The sequence below is a fragment of the Variovorax sp. CAN15 genome (genome assembly GCF_030462475.1).
Lineage (GTDB): Bacteria > Pseudomonadota > Gammaproteobacteria > Burkholderiales > Burkholderiaceae_C > Variovorax.
In genome coordinates, this window is sequence record NZ_JASMRZ010000001.1 from 102,526 (window position 1) to 123,275 (window position 20,750).

Annotated in this window: 17 protein-coding genes; 13 read left to right on the forward strand and 4 right to left on the reverse strand. The window is 66.1% G+C overall.

Annotation, left to right across the window (positions count from 1 at the left end; translation table 11 throughout):
• Nucleotides 1-17 precede the first annotated feature (17 nt).
• The gene (locus QMO14_RS00460; protein ID WP_301503641.1) at nucleotides 18-779 is read right to left on the reverse strand and encodes a hypothetical protein; all 762 of its coding nucleotides are present in this window, start codon (nucleotides 777-779) and stop codon (nucleotides 18-20) included.
• A 2-nt stretch (nucleotides 780-781) separates the two neighbouring features.
• Nucleotides 782-1,000 carry a hypothetical protein gene (locus tag QMO14_RS00465; RefSeq protein ID WP_126183986.1) on the reverse strand — a complete coding sequence of 73 codons (219 nt, stop codon included), beginning with the start codon at nucleotides 998-1,000 and terminating at the stop codon, nucleotides 782-784.
• Between the two features lie 471 nt (nucleotides 1,001-1,471).
• Between QMO14_RS00465 and QMO14_RS00470 the strand changes: the two genes are divergently transcribed.
• Nucleotides 1,472-1,987: a fasciclin domain-containing protein gene (locus QMO14_RS00470; RefSeq protein ID WP_301503897.1), complete on the forward strand. Its 516-nt coding sequence runs from the start codon at nucleotides 1,472-1,474 to the stop codon at nucleotides 1,985-1,987.
• Nucleotides 1,988-1,996: 9 nt separating this feature from the next.
• On the opposite strand, the gene QMO14_RS00475 is transcribed toward QMO14_RS00470, so the two are convergent.
• Entirely contained in the window at nucleotides 1,997-2,935 is a 939-nt protein-coding gene (locus tag QMO14_RS00475) for a LysR substrate-binding domain-containing protein (RefSeq protein WP_301503642.1), read from the reverse strand.
• Nucleotides 2,936-3,017: 82 nt separating this feature from the next.
• Here QMO14_RS00475 and QMO14_RS00480 point away from each other — a divergent pair, with 82 nt between their 5' ends.
• The 4 genes from QMO14_RS00480 to QMO14_RS00495 are packed head-to-tail and all read left to right on the forward strand — an operon-like array spanning nucleotide 3,018 to nucleotide 5,793.
• Nucleotides 3,018-3,392 carry a DUF2917 domain-containing protein gene (locus tag QMO14_RS00480; RefSeq protein WP_301503643.1) on the forward strand — a complete coding sequence of 125 codons (375 nt, stop codon included), beginning with the start codon at nucleotides 3,018-3,020 and terminating at the stop codon, nucleotides 3,390-3,392.
• Nucleotides 3,393-3,424: 32 nt separating this feature from the next.
• Nucleotides 3,425-4,240, forward strand: coding sequence for an enoyl-CoA hydratase-related protein (locus QMO14_RS00485; RefSeq protein ID WP_301503644.1), 816 nt, complete (start codon nucleotides 3,425-3,427; stop codon nucleotides 4,238-4,240).
• Between the two features lie 57 nt (nucleotides 4,241-4,297).
• Nucleotides 4,298-5,554, forward strand: coding sequence for a 6-phosphofructokinase (locus tag QMO14_RS00490; RefSeq protein ID WP_301503645.1), 1,257 nt, complete (start codon nucleotides 4,298-4,300; stop codon nucleotides 5,552-5,554).
• Nucleotides 5,551-5,793 carry a cysteine-rich CWC family protein gene (locus QMO14_RS00495; protein ID WP_301503646.1) on the forward strand — a complete coding sequence of 81 codons (243 nt, stop codon included), beginning with the start codon at nucleotides 5,551-5,553 and terminating at the stop codon, nucleotides 5,791-5,793. Before QMO14_RS00490 ends, QMO14_RS00495 begins: the two co-directional genes overlap by 4 nt.
• On the opposite strand, the gene QMO14_RS00500 is transcribed toward QMO14_RS00495, so the two are convergent.
• On the reverse strand, nucleotides 5,784-7,097 hold the full coding sequence (locus tag QMO14_RS00500; protein ID WP_301503647.1) for a putative zinc-binding metallopeptidase: 1,314 nt from the start codon (nucleotides 7,095-7,097) through the stop codon (nucleotides 5,784-5,786). The two genes, QMO14_RS00495 and QMO14_RS00500, sit on opposite strands and share 10 nt — an antisense overlap.
• Nucleotides 7,098-7,224: 127 nt before the next feature.
• Here QMO14_RS00500 and QMO14_RS00505 point away from each other — a divergent pair, with 127 nt between their 5' ends.
• From QMO14_RS00505 to QMO14_RS00540, 8 genes are all read left to right on the forward strand, one after another.
• Nucleotides 7,225-8,727 carry a DHA2 family efflux MFS transporter permease subunit gene (locus tag QMO14_RS00505; protein ID WP_301503648.1) on the forward strand — a complete coding sequence of 501 codons (1,503 nt, stop codon included), beginning with the start codon at nucleotides 7,225-7,227 and terminating at the stop codon, nucleotides 8,725-8,727.
• A 65-nt stretch (nucleotides 8,728-8,792) separates the two neighbouring features.
• Nucleotides 8,793-9,938: an ABC transporter substrate-binding protein gene (locus tag QMO14_RS00510; RefSeq protein WP_301503649.1), complete on the forward strand. Its 1,146-nt coding sequence runs from the start codon at nucleotides 8,793-8,795 to the stop codon at nucleotides 9,936-9,938.
• A 75-nt stretch (nucleotides 9,939-10,013) separates the two neighbouring features.
• Nucleotides 10,014-10,781, forward strand: a complete 768-nt coding sequence (locus QMO14_RS00515; protein WP_301503650.1) for a class II glutamine amidotransferase — start codon at nucleotides 10,014-10,016, stop codon at nucleotides 10,779-10,781.
• A gap of 268 nt (nucleotides 10,782-11,049) precedes the next feature.
• Nucleotides 11,050-13,431, forward strand: a complete 2,382-nt coding sequence (locus tag QMO14_RS00520; protein ID WP_301503651.1) for a type VI secretion system Vgr family protein — start codon at nucleotides 11,050-11,052, stop codon at nucleotides 13,429-13,431.
• Nucleotides 13,432-13,549: 118 nt separating this feature from the next.
• Nucleotides 13,550-14,512, forward strand: coding sequence for a DUF4123 domain-containing protein (locus QMO14_RS00525; protein WP_301503652.1), 963 nt, complete (start codon nucleotides 13,550-13,552; stop codon nucleotides 14,510-14,512).
• 19 nt (nucleotides 14,513-14,531) lie between these two features.
• Entirely contained in the window at nucleotides 14,532-17,213 is a 2,682-nt protein-coding gene (locus QMO14_RS00530) for a T6SS effector BTH_I2691 family protein (protein WP_301503653.1), read from the forward strand.
• A 10-nt stretch (nucleotides 17,214-17,223) separates the two neighbouring features.
• Nucleotides 17,224-18,339 (forward strand): DUF6708 domain-containing protein, encoded by a 1,116-nt coding sequence (locus tag QMO14_RS00535; RefSeq protein WP_301503654.1) that lies wholly within the window; start codon nucleotides 17,224-17,226, stop codon nucleotides 18,337-18,339.
• Nucleotides 18,340-18,530: 191 nt separating this feature from the next.
• On the forward strand, nucleotides 18,531-20,750 hold the full coding sequence (locus QMO14_RS00540; RefSeq protein WP_301503655.1) for a TonB-dependent siderophore receptor: 2,220 nt from the start codon (nucleotides 18,531-18,533) through the stop codon (nucleotides 20,748-20,750).

Sequence of the window (20,750 nt, forward strand, 5' to 3'; positions counted from 1 at the left end):
CTACCTGACGAATGGCTTCAGATGTCTTCGCCCAGGCGCGCGCGGATCTCCTTGCGGCTGAGCTGGCGCTTGGTTGCGGCATAGACGTCGTCGCGCCCGTACATGGCCCGGTTGCTCGACACGCCGAACTCCGGCCGGCCCCACGCACACGTGGTCCTGACGAAGCAGCGCCGCAGCACGTCGAAACGCTTGTCCCAGACACCCGGGGCCTTCATGGGCGGCGTGGCTGCCAAGGTGATCTCGAACCAGTCGCCGTTCACGCGGTGCCATTGCGTGAGTTCGTCGATCACGACGAACGACAGCTCTGCCTTCGTGCCGCCGCGCTCACGCCGTCGAGCCTGTGAAAACCGGCGGTTGGGCAAAAGGATGCCGGTGGCGGGGTGCACGAAAAGCTTGACCCGCGAAGCCTCCTCCAGCGGCACGCGCTCACCGCGGCCCCACCACCCCGCACGCACCAGCACCTGCCCGCCGTGCATCACCGCATCGCGTTCGACGAAGTCGTCGATGTGCTCGAAGATATGCGCCTGCACGACGCTGCGTCGATCGATGGTGCTGCAAAGCTCCGAATACACCTTGTCCCAGGGCCGGTGCACCTGCTTGTGCAGCCAGCGCTTGAGCGGCGCGAGGTTCTCGTTGAGCCCCTTGGGGTATTCGTAGCCCTGCTTCATGCCCAGTCGCGAGCCGCGCTCCTTGCTGTTGCGCCACTTGCGTCCATCGCCCTGCACGCCGCCACCGCGGCGCGGCCGTTCGACGATGACCTTGTCCATGTCTTCACGCATGGTCAGTCCTCCTGCACGATGTTGCGCGCTGCCTTCTGCAACGCCACCTTCTGCGCGCGCCGTTCAGCGCTGTGGGTGCGCAGGTGGCGCCCCGCCTTCTGGCTTGCTTCGCGGCGCGCCAGAGCGGCCACCACGGGATTGCGAGGTGCCGCGTTCGGCACCGAAAAATAGAACCGACCCAGACGCTTGTCGTCGTCACGGGCCCTTCGTTGAGCACTCATGTGCACACACTCCGAAAAACAAGAAGGCCCCGGCGAATGGCTGCGCGGGGCCTTTGTCGATGGGCCTCGGCGGATGCGTGGATGCACATCGGCCGGGGCGGTCGGTGTGCGGGTCAGGTGTTCAGGAAACGGTTCATTGGATTGGTATGGCGCCCGGGAGGTTGATCGTCACCGGGCACGGTGGGAGCAAAAAACTGTTGCCGAAAAAACGAAGGGCGGATTTTGTCGATCGCGCATGCGATGCGCAAGCGCCGCGTGCATCTTGTGTGGTGCAAAGCCTACGTGACGAGGCAAGTGAATCCAATCGCGCGCGGGCAACGTATCAGGATCAAGCGCATCGCGCCTCCGAGCTGTTGGCGGTTTCCACAGAGAGCCTCGAGAACCATCCCATCACCTTTCCAGGAGACTTCAATGAAGAAACTCGTGATCGCAGCCAGTGTGTCCGTCCTCCTCGCAGCCTGCGCGGGCGGCATGGGCATGAGCGGCAACAGCAGCAGCGGCATGTCGAACCCGATGGTCGGCGGCGCCCCGATGTACCCCACGAAGGACATCGTCGACAACGCGGTGAATTCGAAGGACCACACCACGCTGGTTGCCGCAGTGAAGGCAGCGGGCCTCGTCGACACGCTGAAGAGCCCCGGCCCCTTCACCGTATTCGCGCCCACCAACGCGGCCTTCGCGGCGCTGCCCGCAGGCACCGTCGACACGCTGCTCAAGCCCGAGAACAAGGCCACGCTGACCAAGGTGCTGACCTACCACGTGGTGCCCGGCAAGCTCGACGGCGCGGCGCTCAAGAGCGCGATCAACGCGGGCGGCGGCAAGGCCATGCTGAAGACCGCGAGCGGCGGCATGCTCACCGCGACGATGAGCGGCGGCAACGTGATGGTGACCGACGCCAAGGGCGGCACGGCGATGGTGACGATCGCCAACGTGTACCAGTCCAACGGCGTGATCCACGTCGTGAACAAGGTGCTGCTGCCGGGCTGATCGTCCGGGTCAGCTGCTGCGCTGCGCGGCCTCGGCCTCCTCGCGCAGCCATTGCGCGAAGTCCTGCGCATCGCGGTTGCCCGCGGCGCGTCTGGACATCTCGATGAAGTAGCCGCGATGCGAGGCGGCGCCCTCGCCCAGCGGCGCCACGAGCCGGCCGTCGCGCACCAGTTCGCCCAGCAGCGGCAGCCGGCCGATCACCACGCCCTGCCCCGCCACCGCGGCGGACACGGCATCGGCGTATTGCGTGAAGCGCAGCGTGCTCTTCATGCGCAGATCTTGCAGCCCCATCACCTTGAGCCAAGGCTCCCAGTCGGCGGTGGGCGCTTCGCTGTGGTCCGGGTACTCCACGGTCAGCAGCGTGAGCTTCGGGAAATCCGAGAGCGCGCGCAGCGATGCCGCGAGCCGGGGCGAGCACAGCGGAATCACCGACTCCTCGAACAGCGCCGGCCCCGCGCCACGGCCGATGGGCGCGAAGCGCACCGCGAGGTCGATGCGGCTGCTTTCCAGGTCGAGCACGTCCAGCGTGGCCGACACGCGCACGTCGACCTGCGGATGGCTGCCGGTGAAGCGCGCCAGCTTCGGAATGAGCCAGATCGAAGCGAAGCCCGGCGTGGTGGTGATCGCCACCTGGCGCGGCGCCGAGCTCGCGCGCACCCGCGCGGTGGCGTCGCGCAGGCGCTCCAGGCTGTCGGTGACGGCGCGCTGCAGCACGCCGCCAGCCTCGGTGAGCGACAGCGCGCGGTGACGCCGCTCGAACAGCAGCACGCCCAGGCTGGCTTCCAGCTGCTGGATCTGTCGGCTCACGGCCGACTGCGTGAGGTGCAGCTCGCCGGCCGCCAGCGTGAAGCTCAGCCGGCGCGCGGCCGCCTCGAAGCTGCGCAGCAGTTCGAGCGGGGGAAGCTCGCCGCCGGTCGTGCTGGGGGCTTTCGCATTCTCTGAGCGCATGCAATGAGTTCCGAATGACCGTGTGCAAGGAGGGCTTCGGCTCACTATATTCATTCGCATAGTGAATGCAATGGAGCTTGCCATGAGCACCTCTTCCGCCTCCTCGACCGCCGCCTCGTCTTCTTCTCCCGCCGTGACCTTCTCGTCCAGCACTTCCCGCTTCCACGTCAGCCTGCCGAAGCGCTCGGTCTTTGCCGTGCCCGACGGCGCAGGCGTGGGCATCGAATGCCGCAGTGGCTCGGTGTGGGTGACGATCGACAGCGACACGCGCGACATCGTGCTGGAGCCCGGCGAACGCTTCGAGAGCACCGACCACCGGCGCGTGCTGGTGTCGGCGCTGGAGTCGTCGTGCATCACCGTGTCCGACGCGCAGCCGGCCGCGATGCCGCTGCGTTCGCGCGATGCCGGCGCATGGTCGCCATGGCGACTTCGCCTCCACGGGTTGTCCCCGGCTTGACCGGCCCCCACGCGCATCGAACCATCGATGCCATGAGTTCCGACACCACCCCACAGCCCTTCATCCTTCAGGAGCAGGCCGACGGCATCGCCACGCTGACGCTGAACCTGCCCGCCAAGCTCAACCCCATTGCGCGCGATCTGCAGATCGAGCTGCGCGACGCGCTGGAGCGTATCCGCGACGACCGGTCGGTGCGCGCCGTGATCCTCACCGGCGCCGGCAAGGCCTTCTGCGTGGGCGCCGACCTGAGTGCGATGGCGCCGCCCGAAGAGGGCAAGTCGCTCGGCACACAGACCGCCGAGTGGATGCAGAGCCTGAGCAACCCGCTGATCGAGACGCTGCGCACGCTGCCGGTGCCGGTGGTCGCTGCGGTGAATGGCCCGGCTGCCGGCGCGGGCGTGGGCCTGGCGCTCGCGGCCGACGTGACCATCGCGGCGCGCAGCGCCTACTTCTACCTGCCCTTCTTGCCGAAGCTCGGCATCGTGCCGGACCTGGGCTGCACCTGGGCCATCCCGCGCCGCGCGGGCCGTGCGCGCGCCATGGGCATGGCATTGCTCGACGAGCGCGTGGGCGCGGGCCGCGCGGTGCAGTGGGGCCTGATCTGGGCCTGCGTGGACGACGAGCAGTTGCACGAAGAAGCAAAGAGCATCGCGCAGCGCCTGGCCCGCCTGCCGGCGCACGCGGTGCTCGAAGCACGCGAAGCCTTCGAGGCCTCGGAGCACCACACGCTGAAGGAACAGCTGCACTACGAGAGCGAGCGCCAGCGCGAGCTGATCGACCGGCCCAGCTTCCGCGAGGGCGTGAGCGCCTTCCTGCAGAAGCGCCCGCCAATCTTCGAAAACCGCTGACATCCCGACACGCCGCGGTACTGGCGCCCGCCGGAGGGCTGCAGGACAATCCCGCGCATGTCCATCCCCAACGCCTTCTACGCCCAGTCGGGCGGCGTCACCTCGGTCATCAACGCCTCGGCGTGCGGCGTGATCGAGACGGCGCGCCGGCACCCCGAGCGCATCGGCAAGCTCTACGCCGGGCGCAACGGCATCATCGGCGCGCTGGCCGAGGAGCTGATCGACACCGGCGCCGATTCGGCCGAGGCCATCGCGGCGCTGCGCACCACGCCCTCGGGCGCCTTCGGCTCATGCCGCTACAAGCTCAAGTCGCTGGAGAAGAACCGCCGCGAGTACGAGCGGCTGATCGAGGTGTTCAAGGCGCACGGCATCGGCTACTTCTTCTACAACGGCGGCGGCGATTCGGCCGACACCTGCTTCAAGGTGAGCCAGCTCTCGCAGTCGATGGGCTATGCGCTGCAGGCCATCCACGTGCCCAAGACCATCGACAACGACCTGCCGCTGACCGACTGCTGCCCGGGCTTCGGCTCGGTCGCGAAGTACGTGGCTGTGTCGACCATCGAGGCTTCGTTCGACGTGCGCTCGATGGCGGCCACCTCCACCAAGGTGTTCGTGCTCGAGGTGATGGGCCGGCACGCGGGCTGGATCGCGGCGGCCGGCGGACTCGCCGCTGACCAGGGCATTCCGGTGGTGGTGCTGTTCCCCGAGATCGAGTTCGACAAGCCGCGCTTTCTCGCGCGCGTCGACGAGCTGGTGAAGCAGCATGGCTACTGCTCGGTGGTGGTGTCCGAAGGCTGCCACCACCCCGACGGAACATTCCTTGCCGAACAGGGCACGCGCGACGCCTTCGGCCATGCGCAGCTCGGCGGTGCCGCGCCGGTGGTGGCGCAGATGGTCAAGGAAGCGCTGGGCCACAAGTTCCACTGGGCCGTGGCCGACTACCTGCAGCGTGCCGCACGCCACATCGCATCGGCCACCGACGTGCGGCAGGCCTACGAACTGGGACAGCGCGCGGTCGAGCTCGCGCTGGAGGGCCGCAACGCGGTGATGCCGACCATCGAGCGCATCTCCGACGTGCCCTACGCCTACCGCCTCGGCAGCGCGCCGCTCGAATCGGTCGCCAACGTCGAGAAGCCGATGCCGCGCGACTTCATCTCGGACGACGGCTACGGCATCACCGAGAAGTGCCGCCGCTACCTGCTGCCGCTGATCGAGGGCGAGGACTACCCGGCCTACAGCGGCGGCCTGCCGGTGTACGCGACGCTGCGCAACGGCATCGTGGCGAAGAAGCTGCCGCCTTTCGAGATTTCATGATGGCCACCACGGTGGAGGCCCCGGCCGGCCTGATCGACGCCACGCGCTGCCCGCTGTGCGGCGAGCCGAACCGCTGCGCGATGGAGATCGAGCGCGAGACAGGCCAGGCGCAGCCGCCCTGCTGGTGCATGCAGGTCGACTTCAGCAAGGCGCCTCTCACCAACCTGCCGGAAGACATGCGCGGGCTGGCGTGCATCTGCATGCGCTGCGCGACGGGCGAGTCGCCGCCTCAGGGCTGACCGGAGCTTTGCGATTGCGTCTGTGATTGCACCTGCCCGGGTGCAGGGTCGGCCACATCGCCAGCCACCACCATCGACGGCGCGTCGCCCGGGCGCTGATGCGTGATCACGCGGTGGATGAACTGCAGCTTGCCCACTGCCACGCGCGGCAGCACGAAGGGGTAGTAGTCGGGCTGCCCCATGCTGCGCGACAGCTCGTTGAGCACATTGGTGAGCAGCACCCAGCCGTTGATGAAGTCGAGGAACCTGCCGGCGTCGGGATCGTCGGGCTGCCACAGGTCGGCAGGGGTGAAGAGGTCGCTCGTGAGCTCGACGTTGGTCGCGTCGACGCCGAAGCTCATCGCGGTGTCTGCCGTGTCGGCCATGTGCAGGTAGTGGGCCCAGGTCTCGGCCCAGTCTTCCCACGGGTGCGTGCTTGCGTAGCTGCTCACGAAGCGGTCGGCCCAGTCGGGCGGCGGGCCCTGCTCGTAGTGCGTCTGCAGCGCGGCGGCGTAGTCGGCGCGCTCGTCGCCGAAAAGCGCTCGGAAGTCGTCGATCCACTGCGTGGGCTGCACCAGCAGGTCCCAGTAGTAATGGCCGATCTCGTGGCGGAAGTGGCCCAGCAGCGTGCGGTAGGGCTCGCGCATCTCGGCGCGGATGCGTTCGCGCACCGTGTCCTCGGCCTCCTCTGCGTTGAGGGTGATCACGCCGTGCTGGTGGCCGGTCATCACGTGCGGGCCGCCCGGCATGTTGCTGAGGAAGTCGAAGGTCAGGCCGTGCACGGGATCGACATGGCGGCTCACCACCGGCAGGCCGAGCGCGAGCAACTGCGATATGAGCCGGCGCTTGGCGGTTTCGAGCTTGCGCCAGAGTTCTCCGTTGCTCTCCAGCGAGAGATCGGGGATGGTGCGCGTGACGCTGCAGGCCAGGCAGTAGCCCGGCGCAAGGCCCTGGGTGTCGGCGGGCAGTTGTTCGCCGTCGCGCGAGGCTCGCACCATCCAGCTGCAGGAGGCCGGGGTCATGAGGTTCGCGCAGCGGCGGTAGGTGTTGCCGTGCGGATCGCCGAACACGGTGAAGGTGTCGGGCTGCGCGCCCTCGCCCAATGCCGGTGCGAGCGGCATGACGCCGAGCCGGTCGATCACATAGCCCAGCGGCGTGTGGCAGGCCAGGCATTCGCTGTTGCGCAGGAACACGGGGCGGCCGCACTGGCAGCGATAGGCGCGGCTGACGGTCGGCGAGGCCAGTTCGGCCGCAAGCGTAGGCGCACCCTCGGGCTCGATGGCAGCCTGCTGGGCATTGGCTTGTTCGTCGGGTGAAGAGTCCATGTTCTTGTCTTGATCTTCTTGACGCGGAGGGGACAGCGGAAGCATTGTGCGGCCGCTCCGCGCAGTCCCGGCGGTGCAAAGACCGATATGCTTGTAGGACGACGGACCCGAGACATTCCGCCGCCCCATGAACTCCCCACAGACCCAAGAAGCCGCGAGCACGCCGGCCCCGCCCTCCATCGGCACGCTGCGCCAGCGCTATGGCGAACGCTACCGCTGGTACCTGCTGCTGTCGGTGATGGTGGGGACGATGGCGTCGATCATGTCCTCGACCATCGTCAACGTGGCGATTCCCGGCATGAGCCACCACTTCTCGCTCGGCCAGGAGCGCGCGCAGTGGGTGAGCTCGGGCTTCATGGTGGCGATGACGGTGTCGATGCTCACCACGCCGTGGCTGCTGTCGCGCTACGGCTACCGCCGCACCTACGTGGGCACGATGCTCCTGCTGCTGGCGGGCGGCATCGTGGGCGGGGTCGCCAACGACTTCTCGCTGGTGCTTTCCGCGCGGGTGGCCGAGGGGCTGGCGGCGGGCGTGGTGCAGCCCATTCCGGCCATCATCATCCTGCGCGCCTTCGAACCGCACGAGCAGGGGCGCGCAAGCGGCATCTTCGGCATGGGCGTGGTGCTGGCGCCGGCCATCGGGCCGAGCATCGGCGGCGTGCTGGTCGACCTGTTCGGCTGGCGCTCGATCTTCTTCATGGTGGTGCCGTTCTGCCTCGCATCGCTGTGGCTGGCCTACAAGTTCGTGCCCAAGACCGCGCCCGGCGGCGTGGCGGCCACGCGCGGCGACGGACTCGACGCACGCGGACTGGCGCTGGGCACTGTCGGCACGCTGTGCCTGCTCAACGGGCTGGTGGCGCTACGCGGCGATTCACCGCTGCAGGCGGTGCTGCTGCTGGCGGGCGCGCTGGCCTCCTTCGGCGTCTTCGTGTGGTGGCAGCGGCGGCTCGCGGCCTCGGGCGGCACGCCGCTGATGAACCTCGCGCTCTTTCGCTACCGGCAGTTCGCGATGGGCAGCGTGGTCGCCTTCATCTACGGCACGGCGCTGTTCGGCTCCACCTATCTGCTGCCCGTGTACATGCAGGTGGGGCTTCACCTGTCGGCCTCGCACGTGGGCACCATCCTGCTGCCGGCGGGCATCGTGCTGGCGCTCACCATCGCCGGCGTGGGCCGGCTGGCCGACAGGCGCCCGACCTGGGTGCTGGTGACCATCGGCCTCGCGCTGCTGGCGGCCTCCTTCGCGCTGATGATGGTGCTGCGGCTCGACAGCGCGCTGTGGCTGCTGGTGGCCTTCGCGATCATCGGGCGCATCGGGCTGGGCTTCATCCTGCCCTCTCTCAATCTGGGCTCGATGCGGCCGCTGGCCAAGCCGCTGATCCCGCAGGGCGCAAGCGCGATCAACTTCGTGCGCATGCTCGGCGGCGCGGCGGGCGTGAGCCTGTGCGCCATCGTGCTGGAGTGGCGCCTCGCGGCGCACGGCGATTCGCTGGCCAACCCGATGACCAGCCCGGCGCGGCTCGCGGCCTTCGACGAGGTGTTCGCGATGCTGGCCGGCCTTTGCGCGCTGGCCGTGTGCGCCGCATGGCAGCTGCGCCAGGGTCCCTCGGACGCGTCACGCAAGACGGGGTAAACCCCGGAGGCGGAATGCAGGCCTTTCGCATTCAATTGTTATAAGTTGTATCGAGATCAGGCCCCATGCACCGCAGACACTTCATCGCCACCGCTGCCGCGGCCGTGGCCGTGGCCGGCTTCGGCCCGCTTTCATCCGCCCTGGCCGCCGAGAGCGGCGTCACCGACACCGAGATCGTTCTCGGCCACACCGGCATCCTGAGCGGCCCGCTGGGCGTGCCGATCAAGGTGGTGATGGCCGGCGCGGGGCTGGCCTTCGACGCCGTCAATGCGCAGGGCGGGCTTTCGGGCCGCAAGATCAGGCTGGTGTCGCTCGACGACGAGCTGGTGCCCGAGAAGGCCGTCGCCAACTACGAGAAGCTGCTGGGCGAGCACCGCGCCTTCGCTTTCTTCGGCTGCGTGGGCTCCGGCACCACGGCGGCGGCCGCCAATGTGCTCAACCAGAGCGGCGCGCCGCTGGTGGGCGGCTATGCGGTGTCCGACTCGGCGCGCGAGAAGGTCGGCGGCTCGGGCTACTTCGTGCGCGCCACCTTCGCTCGCGAGGCGCAAGCGCTGGTGCAGCACCTGACGACCATCGGCGTCACGCGCATCGCGGTGGCGTACCTCGACAACCCCGGCGGCGCCGAAGTCGCCAAGCTGGTCGGCGAGGCACTGACGGCGCTGAAGCTCAAGCCGGAGGCGGCGGTGGCCGTGAAGGGCGACGGCAGCACCAACGAGGCCGCCGGCAAGGCGCTGGCCGACAGCAAGGCGCAGGCGGTGATCATGTACCTGGGCGGCGGCATCGGCGGCGAGGTGATGAAGGCCGCCTGGACGGCCGGCGGGCGCCAGATGTTCTACGGCATGTCGATCGTGCCCGGCGACGTCACGGCCAGGCTGGTGGGCGACAAGACCAGCGGCCTCGCCATTTCGCAAATCGTGCCCTACCCCTGGAGCGAGGTCGACGCCGGCGCGAAGGAATACCGCCAGCTCGCCGAGCGCGCCAGGGTGGACATCGGCTACCTCAGCTACGAGGGCTACGTGAACGCGATGGTGATGATCGAGGCGCTGCGCCGCACCGGCCGCGACCTGACTCGCGCGAAGCTGCATGCCACGCTCAAGGCCATGAAGCTGCGCGTGAGCAACATGGAGATCGACTTCACCGGCGCCAGCAACACCGGCTCGCGCTTCATCGAGATGGTGCGGGTGACGAAGGAAGGCCGGTTCCTGCGGTAGCGCGGCACAGCCTGGCAGCAGGGCCAGGTAGCCGGCCGTGGCATCGGCCGCGCGAATCGCGGTCTAATCGCAGCCATGTGCCAATTGCTAGGGATGAACTGCAACACGCCGACCGACGTGACCTTCAGCTTCACGGGGTTCGCGCAGCGCGGCGGCCGCACCGACCACCATGCCGACGGCTGGGGCATCGCGTTCTTCGAAGACCGCGGGCTGCGGCACTTCGTCGACCACCAGCCTGCCTGCGATTCGCCGGTGGCGGAGCTGATCCGGCGCTACCCCATACAGAGCCGCAACGTCATCGCGCACATCCGCAAGGCGACGCAGGGCGAGGTCAACCTGCAGAACTGCCACCCCTTCGTGCGCGAGTTGTGGGGGCGCTACTGGGTGTTCGCCCACAACGGCGACCTGAAGGAATTCCGTCCGCGCCTGCACGGCAACTTCCATCCGGTGGGCAACACCGACAGCGAGCACGCCTTCTGCTGGATCATGCAGGAGCTGGCCAAGTCGCACGCGGGCGTGCCGAGCATCGAGGAGCTGACGCTCACACTGCGCGAACTGGCGCCGCAGCTGGCCAGCCACGGCACCTTCAACTTCATGCTGTCCAACGGGCAGGCGCTGTGGGCACATGCCTCGACCAACCTCTGGTACGTGGAACGCCGCCACCCCTTCGTGACGGCGCAGCTGTCGGACGAAGACCTGGAAATCGACTTCGCGCAGCACACCACGCCCAACGACCGCGTGGCCGTGGTGGTGACCGCACCGCTCACCACCAACGAGGCGTGGACGCAGTTCGCCCCGGGCGAGCTGCAGGTGTTCGTGGACGGGCAGCTGACGCAGTTCTGAACTGGCGCCGTTTCGCGGCGCGGGCGATACCTTTGTCGGGATGGCGCTGGGTTTCCACTAGTTAACCAATCGTTGGCCGAAAGCGTCAACAGGCTGCACTCGTTCACGCTTTCTGCAACCGCCCTTTCGGATGCTGCTTCGAGGGCTTTCTTGCTCGATACATCGATTTACATAATCCCGAAAAAGCCTGGCCTCGTCCGCAGCGGCAGGCAAATTCAGGGAGTTCAATGTTCAATTTCGAAAAGGCGTCCGCCCGCCTGCGGCTGCCATGAGCCGCCGCGTCACGATCCAGACGCCCCTGGGCGCAGCGCTGCAGTTTCATCGCCTGGTCGGGCGGGAAGCGCTCAGCCAGCCTTACGTGTTCGAGGTCGACCTGCTGGGCGACAGCAACGCCATCGACCCCAAGGCGCTGCTGGGCCAGGTCGCCACCGTCTCGATGCAAACCGAAAGCGGCGCCCCGCGCTACCTTGCCGGCATCGTCACGCGCCTCGGTCTTTCACAGGAAGACGCGCGACAGTCGTTCTACAGGATGCGGTTGCGTCCGTGGCTATGGCTTGCCACTCGCCGAAGCGACTCGCGCATCTTTCAGGAGCAGACCGTTCCCGACATCCTGAATGCCGTGCTCGGCCGCTATGGCCATCCGGTCGAACAGAAGCTCAGCCGCAGCTACCGCACCTGGAACTACTGCGTTCAGTACAACGAGAGCGACTTCGCTTTCGTCTCGCGCCTATGCGAGCACGAAGGCATCTATTACTACTTCCGGCACGAAGCCGCACAGCACGTACTCGTGTTCGCAGACGACATCGGCAGCTCGCACGCCCCGCTGCCCGGCGGCGAGACGGTGCGTTACCACCCCCATGAACAGTCGGGCATGTCGGGAGGCCGGGAGGCCAGCGAGCGCATCCATGCATGGGAACAGGCCGAGGAGATCCGCTCCGGTCGCCACTACGCCGACGACTACGACTTTGAAAAGCCGAGGGCCGAGCTGACGAGCCAACGGCAAATCCCGTCCGGCCATGATCACGACAGCCACGAGGTATACGAATGGCCCGGAGGTTTCACTCACTACAGAGATGGCGAGGACTACGCGCACATCCGCATGGAGGAGCAACTGAGCGAGCGCAGCCGGGCCAGGGGCCGCTCCAACTTGCGTGGACTGGCGCCGGGCTATACCTTTCGACTTGCCGGCCACCCGCGCGACGACCAGAACCGGCAATACCTGCTGCTCGGCGTCGGCTACCACCTGCAAGAGAGCATCCAGGCCAGTGAGGGAAAGAACGGCGCCGAGGGCTCGGTACAGCGCTTCGCCTTCGATGCACAGCCCGCGGATTCCGCATGGCGCCCGCGACGCACGACGCCCAAGCCGCGCACGCGCGGTCCTCAGACCGCCGTCGTGGTGGGGCCGGCCAATGAGGAAGCCTGGACCGACCGGTACGGCCGCATCAAGGTGCAGTTCTTCTGGGATCGCATCGGCGAGAGCAATGAGCATTCCAGTTGCTGGGTGCGCGTGTCCACGGCCTGGGCGGGCGCGGACTTCGGCATGTCCGCACTGCCTCGCATCGGCCAGGAGGTCATCGTCAATTTCCTCAATGGCGACCCCGACCAACCCATCGTCACCGGCCGCGTGCACAACGCCGACGAAATGCCGGCCTGGGCCCTTCCCAACCAGCAGCACCTCACCGGCATCCGCAGCCGCGAACTCGGTGGCGGGCGCAGCAACCACATGGTGCTCGACGACTTTGCAGGAAAGATCCAGGCACAACTCAAGAGCGACCATCAGAGCTCCAGCCTGAGCCTGGGGCACATCGCGCGCATCGAGGACGTTTCAGGCCGTAAGGACACGCGAGGCCAAGGCTTCGAATTACGCACCGACGGCCACGGCGTGATGCGCGCCGCGAACGGCCTGCTGCTGAGCACTGAATCCCGCTTCGATGCGCAGGCCCATATCACCGACATGCGAGAGACCACTGCCAGGCTCGCACACGCACACGCTCTGCACGCAAGCCTCGGCTTGGCCGCGAAGGAAATCAGGGCGCACGACAGCGGCGACCAGGACGAGGTTACGAAGAGCCTCAAGGAACAGAACGACCGTATCGAGGGCAGGGGCGGCGATCCGACGAGCGGTCTCTTCCCGGAGTTTCAGGAGCCGCACCTGACGCTGGCCAGCCCGGCGGGCATCCAGGCCACGGCCGCCGGCACCACGCACATCGTGAGTGGCGAGCATGCCGCCATCACCAGCGGCGGGCATGCCAGCATCAGCGCAGGCAAGAGCCTGCTTGTCAGTGCAAAGGAGGCTGTGCGCCTGTTCGCCCGCAAGGCCGGCATCCGCATGACCGCCGCGAAAAATGACATCGACATCGCGGCACTGAAGGCCAGTATCAACGTGCTGGCCAAGATGAACATCAAGCTGGAGGCCGGCAGGATCACGATCACCGCCAGGGACGAAGTGCTCATCAACGGCGGCTCCAGCTACACCCGCTGGAACGCGGACGGCATCGAACACGGCACGCTGGGCATCTGGCGCGAACATGCCGCAACGCACAGCCTGGTGGGGCCGAGCAGCCTGCGGATCAAGCCGCACAGCGAATCGGACTGCAAGCGCAGGGAAAGCAGCGCAGGCCACGAAGGCGCGGGCTCGTTGGCACGCTGATCCCATGACGCTTTCCGAACAAATCCCCCCGGACCCGCGCTGCATTGCGCTGGTGCGCCATCTCCGATCGGCATTCAACACGGAGGCTCGAGCGCTCGACGCTGCCGGAGGACGCCCCTTGCGAGCCTACCTCGTCCTCGAAAACTGGCATGCCGGCGCGTTGACCGCCGCCATCGGGGAACACCACCCCGCCATGGCCGAGGACCGTGTGACGGTGCCCGACCCCCACTTCAAGCACCGCGAGGAGGATGCACCCTGTCTGTTGCAGTTGCCGCAGCATTGGGCCGATTCATCCACGGACCCGATGCTCGCGCGCCTGGCCGCCAGCGATCTGCCCGGGTGGCTCGCGCAAGCCTGGGTGCAGGCCGAGCAGCGCCAGATGCAGCAGCCCCTGTGCGGCGTTCTCTTCAGCGACTCAATCGCCGTGGCCATTGCCAGTCATTGGGCGGTGCTGGGCGATCAACTGTCACCCGCCGATGGCAGCGCGCGCCTTTTGCGCTATCAAGACCCGCGCGTGCTGCAGCGTGCATGGCCCGTGCTGTCCGATGCACAGCGGCGACAGTGGCTCGGCCCCGTGCGGCGCTGGTGGACGCTGGAGCAGCCGTGGGGGCCATGGGCCTTGGTCGACCTGGTGCAGCAGGACGTTTCGGCCACATCTCGCGAGCCCGAGTGGTTCCAGGCGTTCGCCAATCCCGCTGGCGACACCGAACCGCTGTCGTCATCGGCACTCGGCCGTCTGAGCTTCGACCTGCCCCAATGGTGGGCCGCGCATTCGTCGCCGGCAGGCCATCGCGTCTGGGCGCGGCTGGCCGGCAATGGCGTGCGCGTCGACCGGCAACCCGACGGTGCCGCGATGAGCCGCCTGCTGGCCCAAGGCCGGAGCCTGAGCCTGGGCGGCGACGACCTGGAAGATTTCGTCGACCTCACCTGGCGAGCACATCCGACCCAAGACACGAAGCGCGAGGCCTTCTGGCAATCGCCAAGCGAAGCCGCTCTGCTCGCCCGGGTCATGGACACGTTGCGCCGCCAGCCGGATCTACGTTTTGGCACCGCATACGCCGATGCCGTGTCCTCGAGATAAGAAAAGAAAGAAACTCCTGATGCCCTGCGCCACACCTTGCAAGAACTGCGACCGCAAAGGCCTGCCCATTCTGTTTGTCCGCTATGCGGCGGCCTACAGCGCTCAAACCAAAAGCATGGACGCCCTCAAGCCGCTGCAACCCATGGGCCAGTTGCAAGCCCGCCCCGGAGGCATCCCGATGCAGGCGGCGCTGTACAACGTGCGCATGCTGCGTGCGGGCTACATCTACGTGCGCATCGAGCGCAAGGGCGTTCCCCCTGAATGGCAGGGCTACATCGTGCATCCGCATGGCTACCTGGGCGAGTTTCCGGTGACGCTGCCCCAGACGGCAGAGCCTCACCCGGCGTGCGAGATGGAGCTTCGAGGGGCCAACAACTCGATGGTGTGGGTGCGCGATGCGAAAAACGTCACCAGGCTCGACTACATGTTCCACCCGGACCCGATCGACTACGAACACCTCAAGAAAGTGATCGAGCCGAACCTGGGCGAGTACATGCAAGGCTTCGACGTTGCGGGATGGGCGAGCGGCAGCACGAGCCAGAAGGACACGCTGCAGCCCGGGCAGTTGAATGGGCAGGTGGTGGAGTTCAGCGCACTGAGCGCCGAGGCGGTTCGCGATGCCTGCGAGCCGCAGATGTACGGGCTGATGGGCAGCAATGCGCAGGAGCGGGGCTGGGGCGACTATGACGAGCAGGTGGAGGTCCGAATGCCAGGAATGACGGTCACGGGTGAATTCACCGGGCTCGACGATGTGGCCTACGACACCCGAAAACGCATCGGCCCGACCTACGACAACGCTCATGGCAAGAGGTTGAGGAAGATGGCCGAGTTTCTGCAACGCCACAAAGGCGCGGTGGTGGCGTGCGAGGATGCCGTGGGCATCGCGCAAGAACTTGGACACCTGCAATCGGAGGCCCATGCTCCGTACAGCCACTGGCAGATCGAACAAGCCAGCGGGTTTGCCAAGGGAGTGACCAATGAATGGGTTCTCCAGACGGCGGTGAGCGCACAAGGCTTGCGGAATCTTGTCAAGAAAGGAGCTTTTCTAGCGATCAGCACCGGCTATGAAGAATCCAAGGGTTTTCATACGCCGTTGCCAAGAGATCCCGAGGCGCGCGCAGCGGCACTGGCCGCGCGAAATGCCAACAGGGACCGCAACAGAGCTCAGCAAGAGGCAACTGTCACTCAGCAGATGGATGCGCACTTCACTCGGCTTTTCGATGAAGCGACGGCCACGCGTTTTGTCGATACCGTACACAAGACTGTGCGCGACAAGGTCGAGGCCCTCCGCTCCAGGCTTGGAGAGGATCAGGGCCGTTGGCTGGTCAGTCCATCTCTCTTCAAGGTAATGGGCCGCTACAGCGGCAAGGACACGCGCGTGGATCGACCTGGGGGCGGAGCGAACCTGAGCCTCCAACTGGCTCAGTGCCTGGCGGGCACCGAAAGCAACGATTGGGGCCGCAGATGGCTGGAGCAGTTGGACCTCTGGGGCGACAACGCATTGTCGCGCACACTGTGTTTCAACAACCTCGCGCACCTGGCCTCGCTTCGGCAGGCGTTGGAAACAGAAGGACAGACGGGACAGCCGGCAACGCTGCCGGCACCCGACCCCAGCGCTCCACTGCTGGAGAGCCTGGCGGTCAAGCTCAAACTGCTCGCCGGGCGCGTCGGACTCGGCGACAAAGCTCTTGCGTTCATGGAAGCGTTTCCCGCCATCGGCGAAAGCGGCAGGCTGCGCAAACTGGCCTGGCCCGCGCATGTGATGACTCTGATGAGCGTCAAGATGGTTGCGGGCCTTGCCGCACTGCCCGTGCCCCGCAAGGAAGCGCAATTGGTCCGCTACATGGCCCTGACGGGCATCAGCACATTGGGACGCACGGTAGAAAACGAAGCCGAGCGTTTGCAATTGCGCGCGAATGACGTGAGGCGGGCGCAGATGCTCGGGCGGGCCGAGAAGTTGACCAAACTGTCCACGGCTCAAAAGGGCAAGTCCGGTGAAGCGGCGATGGCTCGAGCGATAGGCGCGGCGCCCGGCTCACGGGCGGCAATGTTGGGAGGTGTTTTTGACTATGGCGCCAGCTTGTTGAAGGGCGGGCAGCTCATCGTCAACCCCGACGGACGCACCGCGGCGGAAATGGCAGGCAATGTCTTGCAGAGCATCGGCTCGATCGCGGATTGGCGCGCCAAGGCGTATGAAGAAACGGTCTTCAAGGGCATCAGAGGGATCAACGTGTACAAGGAAAAGGTTCTTGAGATCGGGTTGGACACGTTGAATCTCAGGCAGCTTAGAAGTCTTCAGAAAACGGCATTCAAGTTCTTGTTGCCTGCGGCTATGGTTTCTGTTTGGTTTGATGGGGTTGATGCGGGGATTTCTGATCAAAGGGGACAGGGAGGGCTAAGGAATGCGCAGATTGCGAGCATCTTGGGCTCTGTATTCACTATTGCGAGCACCGCTGTTGTTGCCTTTGACATTTCGATCATGGGAATAGTAGCAGCGAGTCTTGGTGCGGTGCTTGGTCTAATTGGTGCTGTGTTGGTCGTCGCTTCTGTCGTCGCAATTTCTTTTCTCAAGGAAGATGAATGGATCAACTGGTTGACGGATTGCCCACTGAACAAGAAGAAAATTCCGATTCACGCCAATCTCCAAGAAACTTTGCAAAAGTTCGCCAACGTGCAGGCTGAATTGCAATCGTCGCGCTAGGAGGTACAAGATGTTCCCGAATGAACACGTCTATCACCGCGCGCGTACGCGTTCAGTTGCGGAAGGTCGCAGGTGTGTGCAAGCCGACGGCAGCAAGAGACTGTTGAAGCCCGGCAGTCGTATCGAATTCAGTGATGCAGCCTTGCCAAGTCGATGCCTCTACGCGCAGAACGAAACCTACTTGGATTTGTGTAACTCTGGGTGGGAGCGGCAGTGGAAAGCAGGTATAGGAACCGTCTTTATTCTGTTTCCGTGCCTGTTGATCTTCTGGGGGTTCTACGGCTTCACGCTCCACCCAGTCGTTTTCGATAAGGTTCTGCTGTTTTGGGGAGCAAGCAAAAATGCAGCTACTCCGGCTGATATATGGCTCGGCTGGCTGCTGCTTTTCCCCTTATCCGTCGGCTGCTGTGTCTTGCTTTGGCTGTGGTTCGACATCATGGGCGTACGCACCTGCTTCTTCACCTATGCACGGGGCCGTATCCGCTTCAACCGGGTGACGCGCAAGGTCTACCTCTTGAGGCCACGAGGTTGCGGTGGCAACGCCGTGTTCGACTGGGACCGCCTGCGCGCCATCGTCGACATGGACGGCTATGACTTGCTTGCCAGAAAGAATGGAGCGCCTGGCCAGGCCGCGTACTACTCGCTCATCCTCTACCACCCGCCTTTCGATGCCGACGACCCACACGCCAAGGGCGAAGACGCCATCTTCGTTGGCCCCACGCTGCTAATGCAGCAGGAAGCGGCGCCACTGTGGGAGTACATCCGTCGCTACATGGAATACGGTCCCGGCCAGGAGGGCATTCCTGAGCGAGTAGGGCAAGAGCACACGACCTATTGCGGCAAGCCCAGCGTCAGCCAGTACAGGCTGGAGCAACGCCCAGGAGTGATGGAGACCGCCTATCACATGCTCAGCCAAGTCACCTGTTCGTGGCCCGCATTCCCGAAGGAATGGCAAAGTGACTCGGGCATTGGCGAGCCGGAAGACAAGCCCGCGCAAACAGGCGCGGTGATGACCGCCCTGGTCTACCGGGCACAAGGCAAGCTGAGCAAGGCCGACGAGATCGAGTTCCTCCAGCACTGGGGAACGGCCGAGGCGCTGCAGGAAGCGATGTCGCGCGCGGCATGAGTCCAGCGCCCAGCATTGAAGGCGGCGCGTCAGGAAGTAAAGCAGGTGTTTGTGGACGGGCAGCGCGTCGGAGGCTGAGGCCGAAGTCAGTCTTTTGACTGACACTTTTTCGCAACATCGCAAGAAAGTATCGACGGGCTGGCCTGTAGTCGCAAACAATAACGGTTCTCATTTGCATATTTGGACCGCCCATGCCCGCTTCCTTCTTCCATCTCCGGCCGACCGTGGCCGCAACACTGCTCGCGCTGAATGCCGCTGCGGCCCTGGCCCAGCAGACCACCGCATCGGAACCCGCGGCCCCGGTGGTTTCGAGCGGCGGCACGCTGTCCACGGTGACCGTCGAGGCCAGCGCCGACGCCTCGGCCGAGGGCCTGACCAAGCCCTACGCCGGCGGGCAGGTGTCGCGCGGCGGGCGGGTCGGCATCCTGGGCAACCAGGACATGATGAGCACGCCCTTTTCCAGCACCAACTACACCAACGAGCTGATCCAGGACCAGCAGGCCAAGAGCGTGGCCGACGTGCTGCTCAACGACCCCTCGGTGCGCCAGGCACGCGGCTTCGGCAACTTCCAGGAGCTGTACGTGGTGCGCGGCTTCCCCGTGTATTCCGACGACGTGGCCTACAACGGCCTGTACGGCATGCTGCCGCGCCAGTACATCGCCTCTGAATTCTTCGAGCGCGTTGAAGTCTTCCGCGGCGCCAACACCTTCCTGAACGGCGCGGCTCCCGGCGGCAGCGGCATCGGCGGCGCGATCAACCTGCTGCCCAAGCGCGCGCCCAACGAGCCGCTCACCCGCGTCGGCTTCGGCGTGCAGACCGGCGGACAGGGCTACGTCAACCTCGACCTGGCGCGCCGCTTCGGCCCGGACGACAGCCTGGGCGTGCGCGTGAACGCGGTACGCCGCGAAGGCGGCACGGGCGTGAAGAACGAGAGCCAGCAGCTCAGCGCCTTCGCCGTCGGCCTCGACTGGCACAACCGCAACGTGCGCCTGTCGGCCGACTTCGGCTACCAGGACTACGACCTGAAGGACGGCCGCCCGAGCCTGACGCCCTCGGCCACGCTGCCGATCCCGCGCGCGCCAGACGCCCGCACCAACTTCGCCCAGCCCTGGACCTATTCCAAGGAGAAGGACAAGTTCGCCACTTTCCGCGGCGAGGTCGACATCACCGACAACATCACGGCATGGGCCGCCGGCGGCGTGCGCCGCAGCGACGAGGACAACGTGCTGTCGAACCCCACGCTCGCCGACGCCTTCGGCAACACCAGCAACACGCGCTTCAGCAACACGCGCAAGGACCGCATCGGCACGGCCGAGATCGGCGTGCGCGGCAACTTCGCGACCGGGCCGGTGAAGCACACCGTGGTGGTGTCGGCGGCCAAGTACAGCAACGACCGCGACAACGCCTACGCCATCTCGGCGAGCAGCGTGCGCGACAACATCTACACGCCCTACGCGTCGCCGTACCCCGTTGCCAACTCCTTCACCGGCAACACGCTGGAAGACCCGCGTCTGACCGACCGCATCGACACCTCAAGCGTGGCCATTGCCGACACCATGTCGTTCATGGACGACCGCCTGCTCGTCACCCTCGGCGCGCGCCGCCAGACCATCGAGCAGACCAGCTACGCCTACACCACGCTCAAGCAGACGAGCACCTACGACAAGAGCAAGACCACGCCGGTGGCCGGCGTCGTGTTCAAGATCACGCCGACTGTCTCGGCCTACGCCAACTACATCGAAGGCCTGGTCAAGGGCAATGTCGCGGGCACCACGGTGAACAACCGTCCCGTCACCAACGCCGGCGAAATCTTCGCGCCCTACCAGGCCAAGCAGAAGGAAATCGGCGTCAAGTACGACGGCGGCACGCTCGGCGCGAGCGCCGCGTTCTTCACCACCGACCAGCCCACGTATTACTACTCGGGCCAGACCTACGGCCTCTACGGCAAGCAGCGCAACCAGGGCCTGGAGTTCTCGGTATTCGGCCAGCCCGCCAAGGGCCTGCGCCTGCTCGGCGGCCTGACGCTGCTCGACGCCAAGCAGAGGAACACGCAAGGCGGCGCCACCGACGGCCTGACCGCAATCGGCGTGGCCAGGCAGCAGGCCAACCTCGGCGCCGAATGGGACGTGCCCGGCGTGCGCAACCTGTCTCTGAACGCCCGCATGCTCTACACCTCGAAGCAGTACGCCAACGCCACCAATACGCAGTCGGTGCCGTCGTGGACGCGCTTCGACGTGGGCGCGCGCTACCTGGTCGACCTGGGCAACGGCCGCCTGCTCACGCTGCGCGCGCGCATCGACAACCTGTTCAACAAGTCGTACTGGGCGTCGGTGGGCGGCACGCAGGGCAGCAACTACCTGGTGCTAGGTGCGCCGCGCACCTTCGCGGTGAGCGGCACGATCGACTTCTGA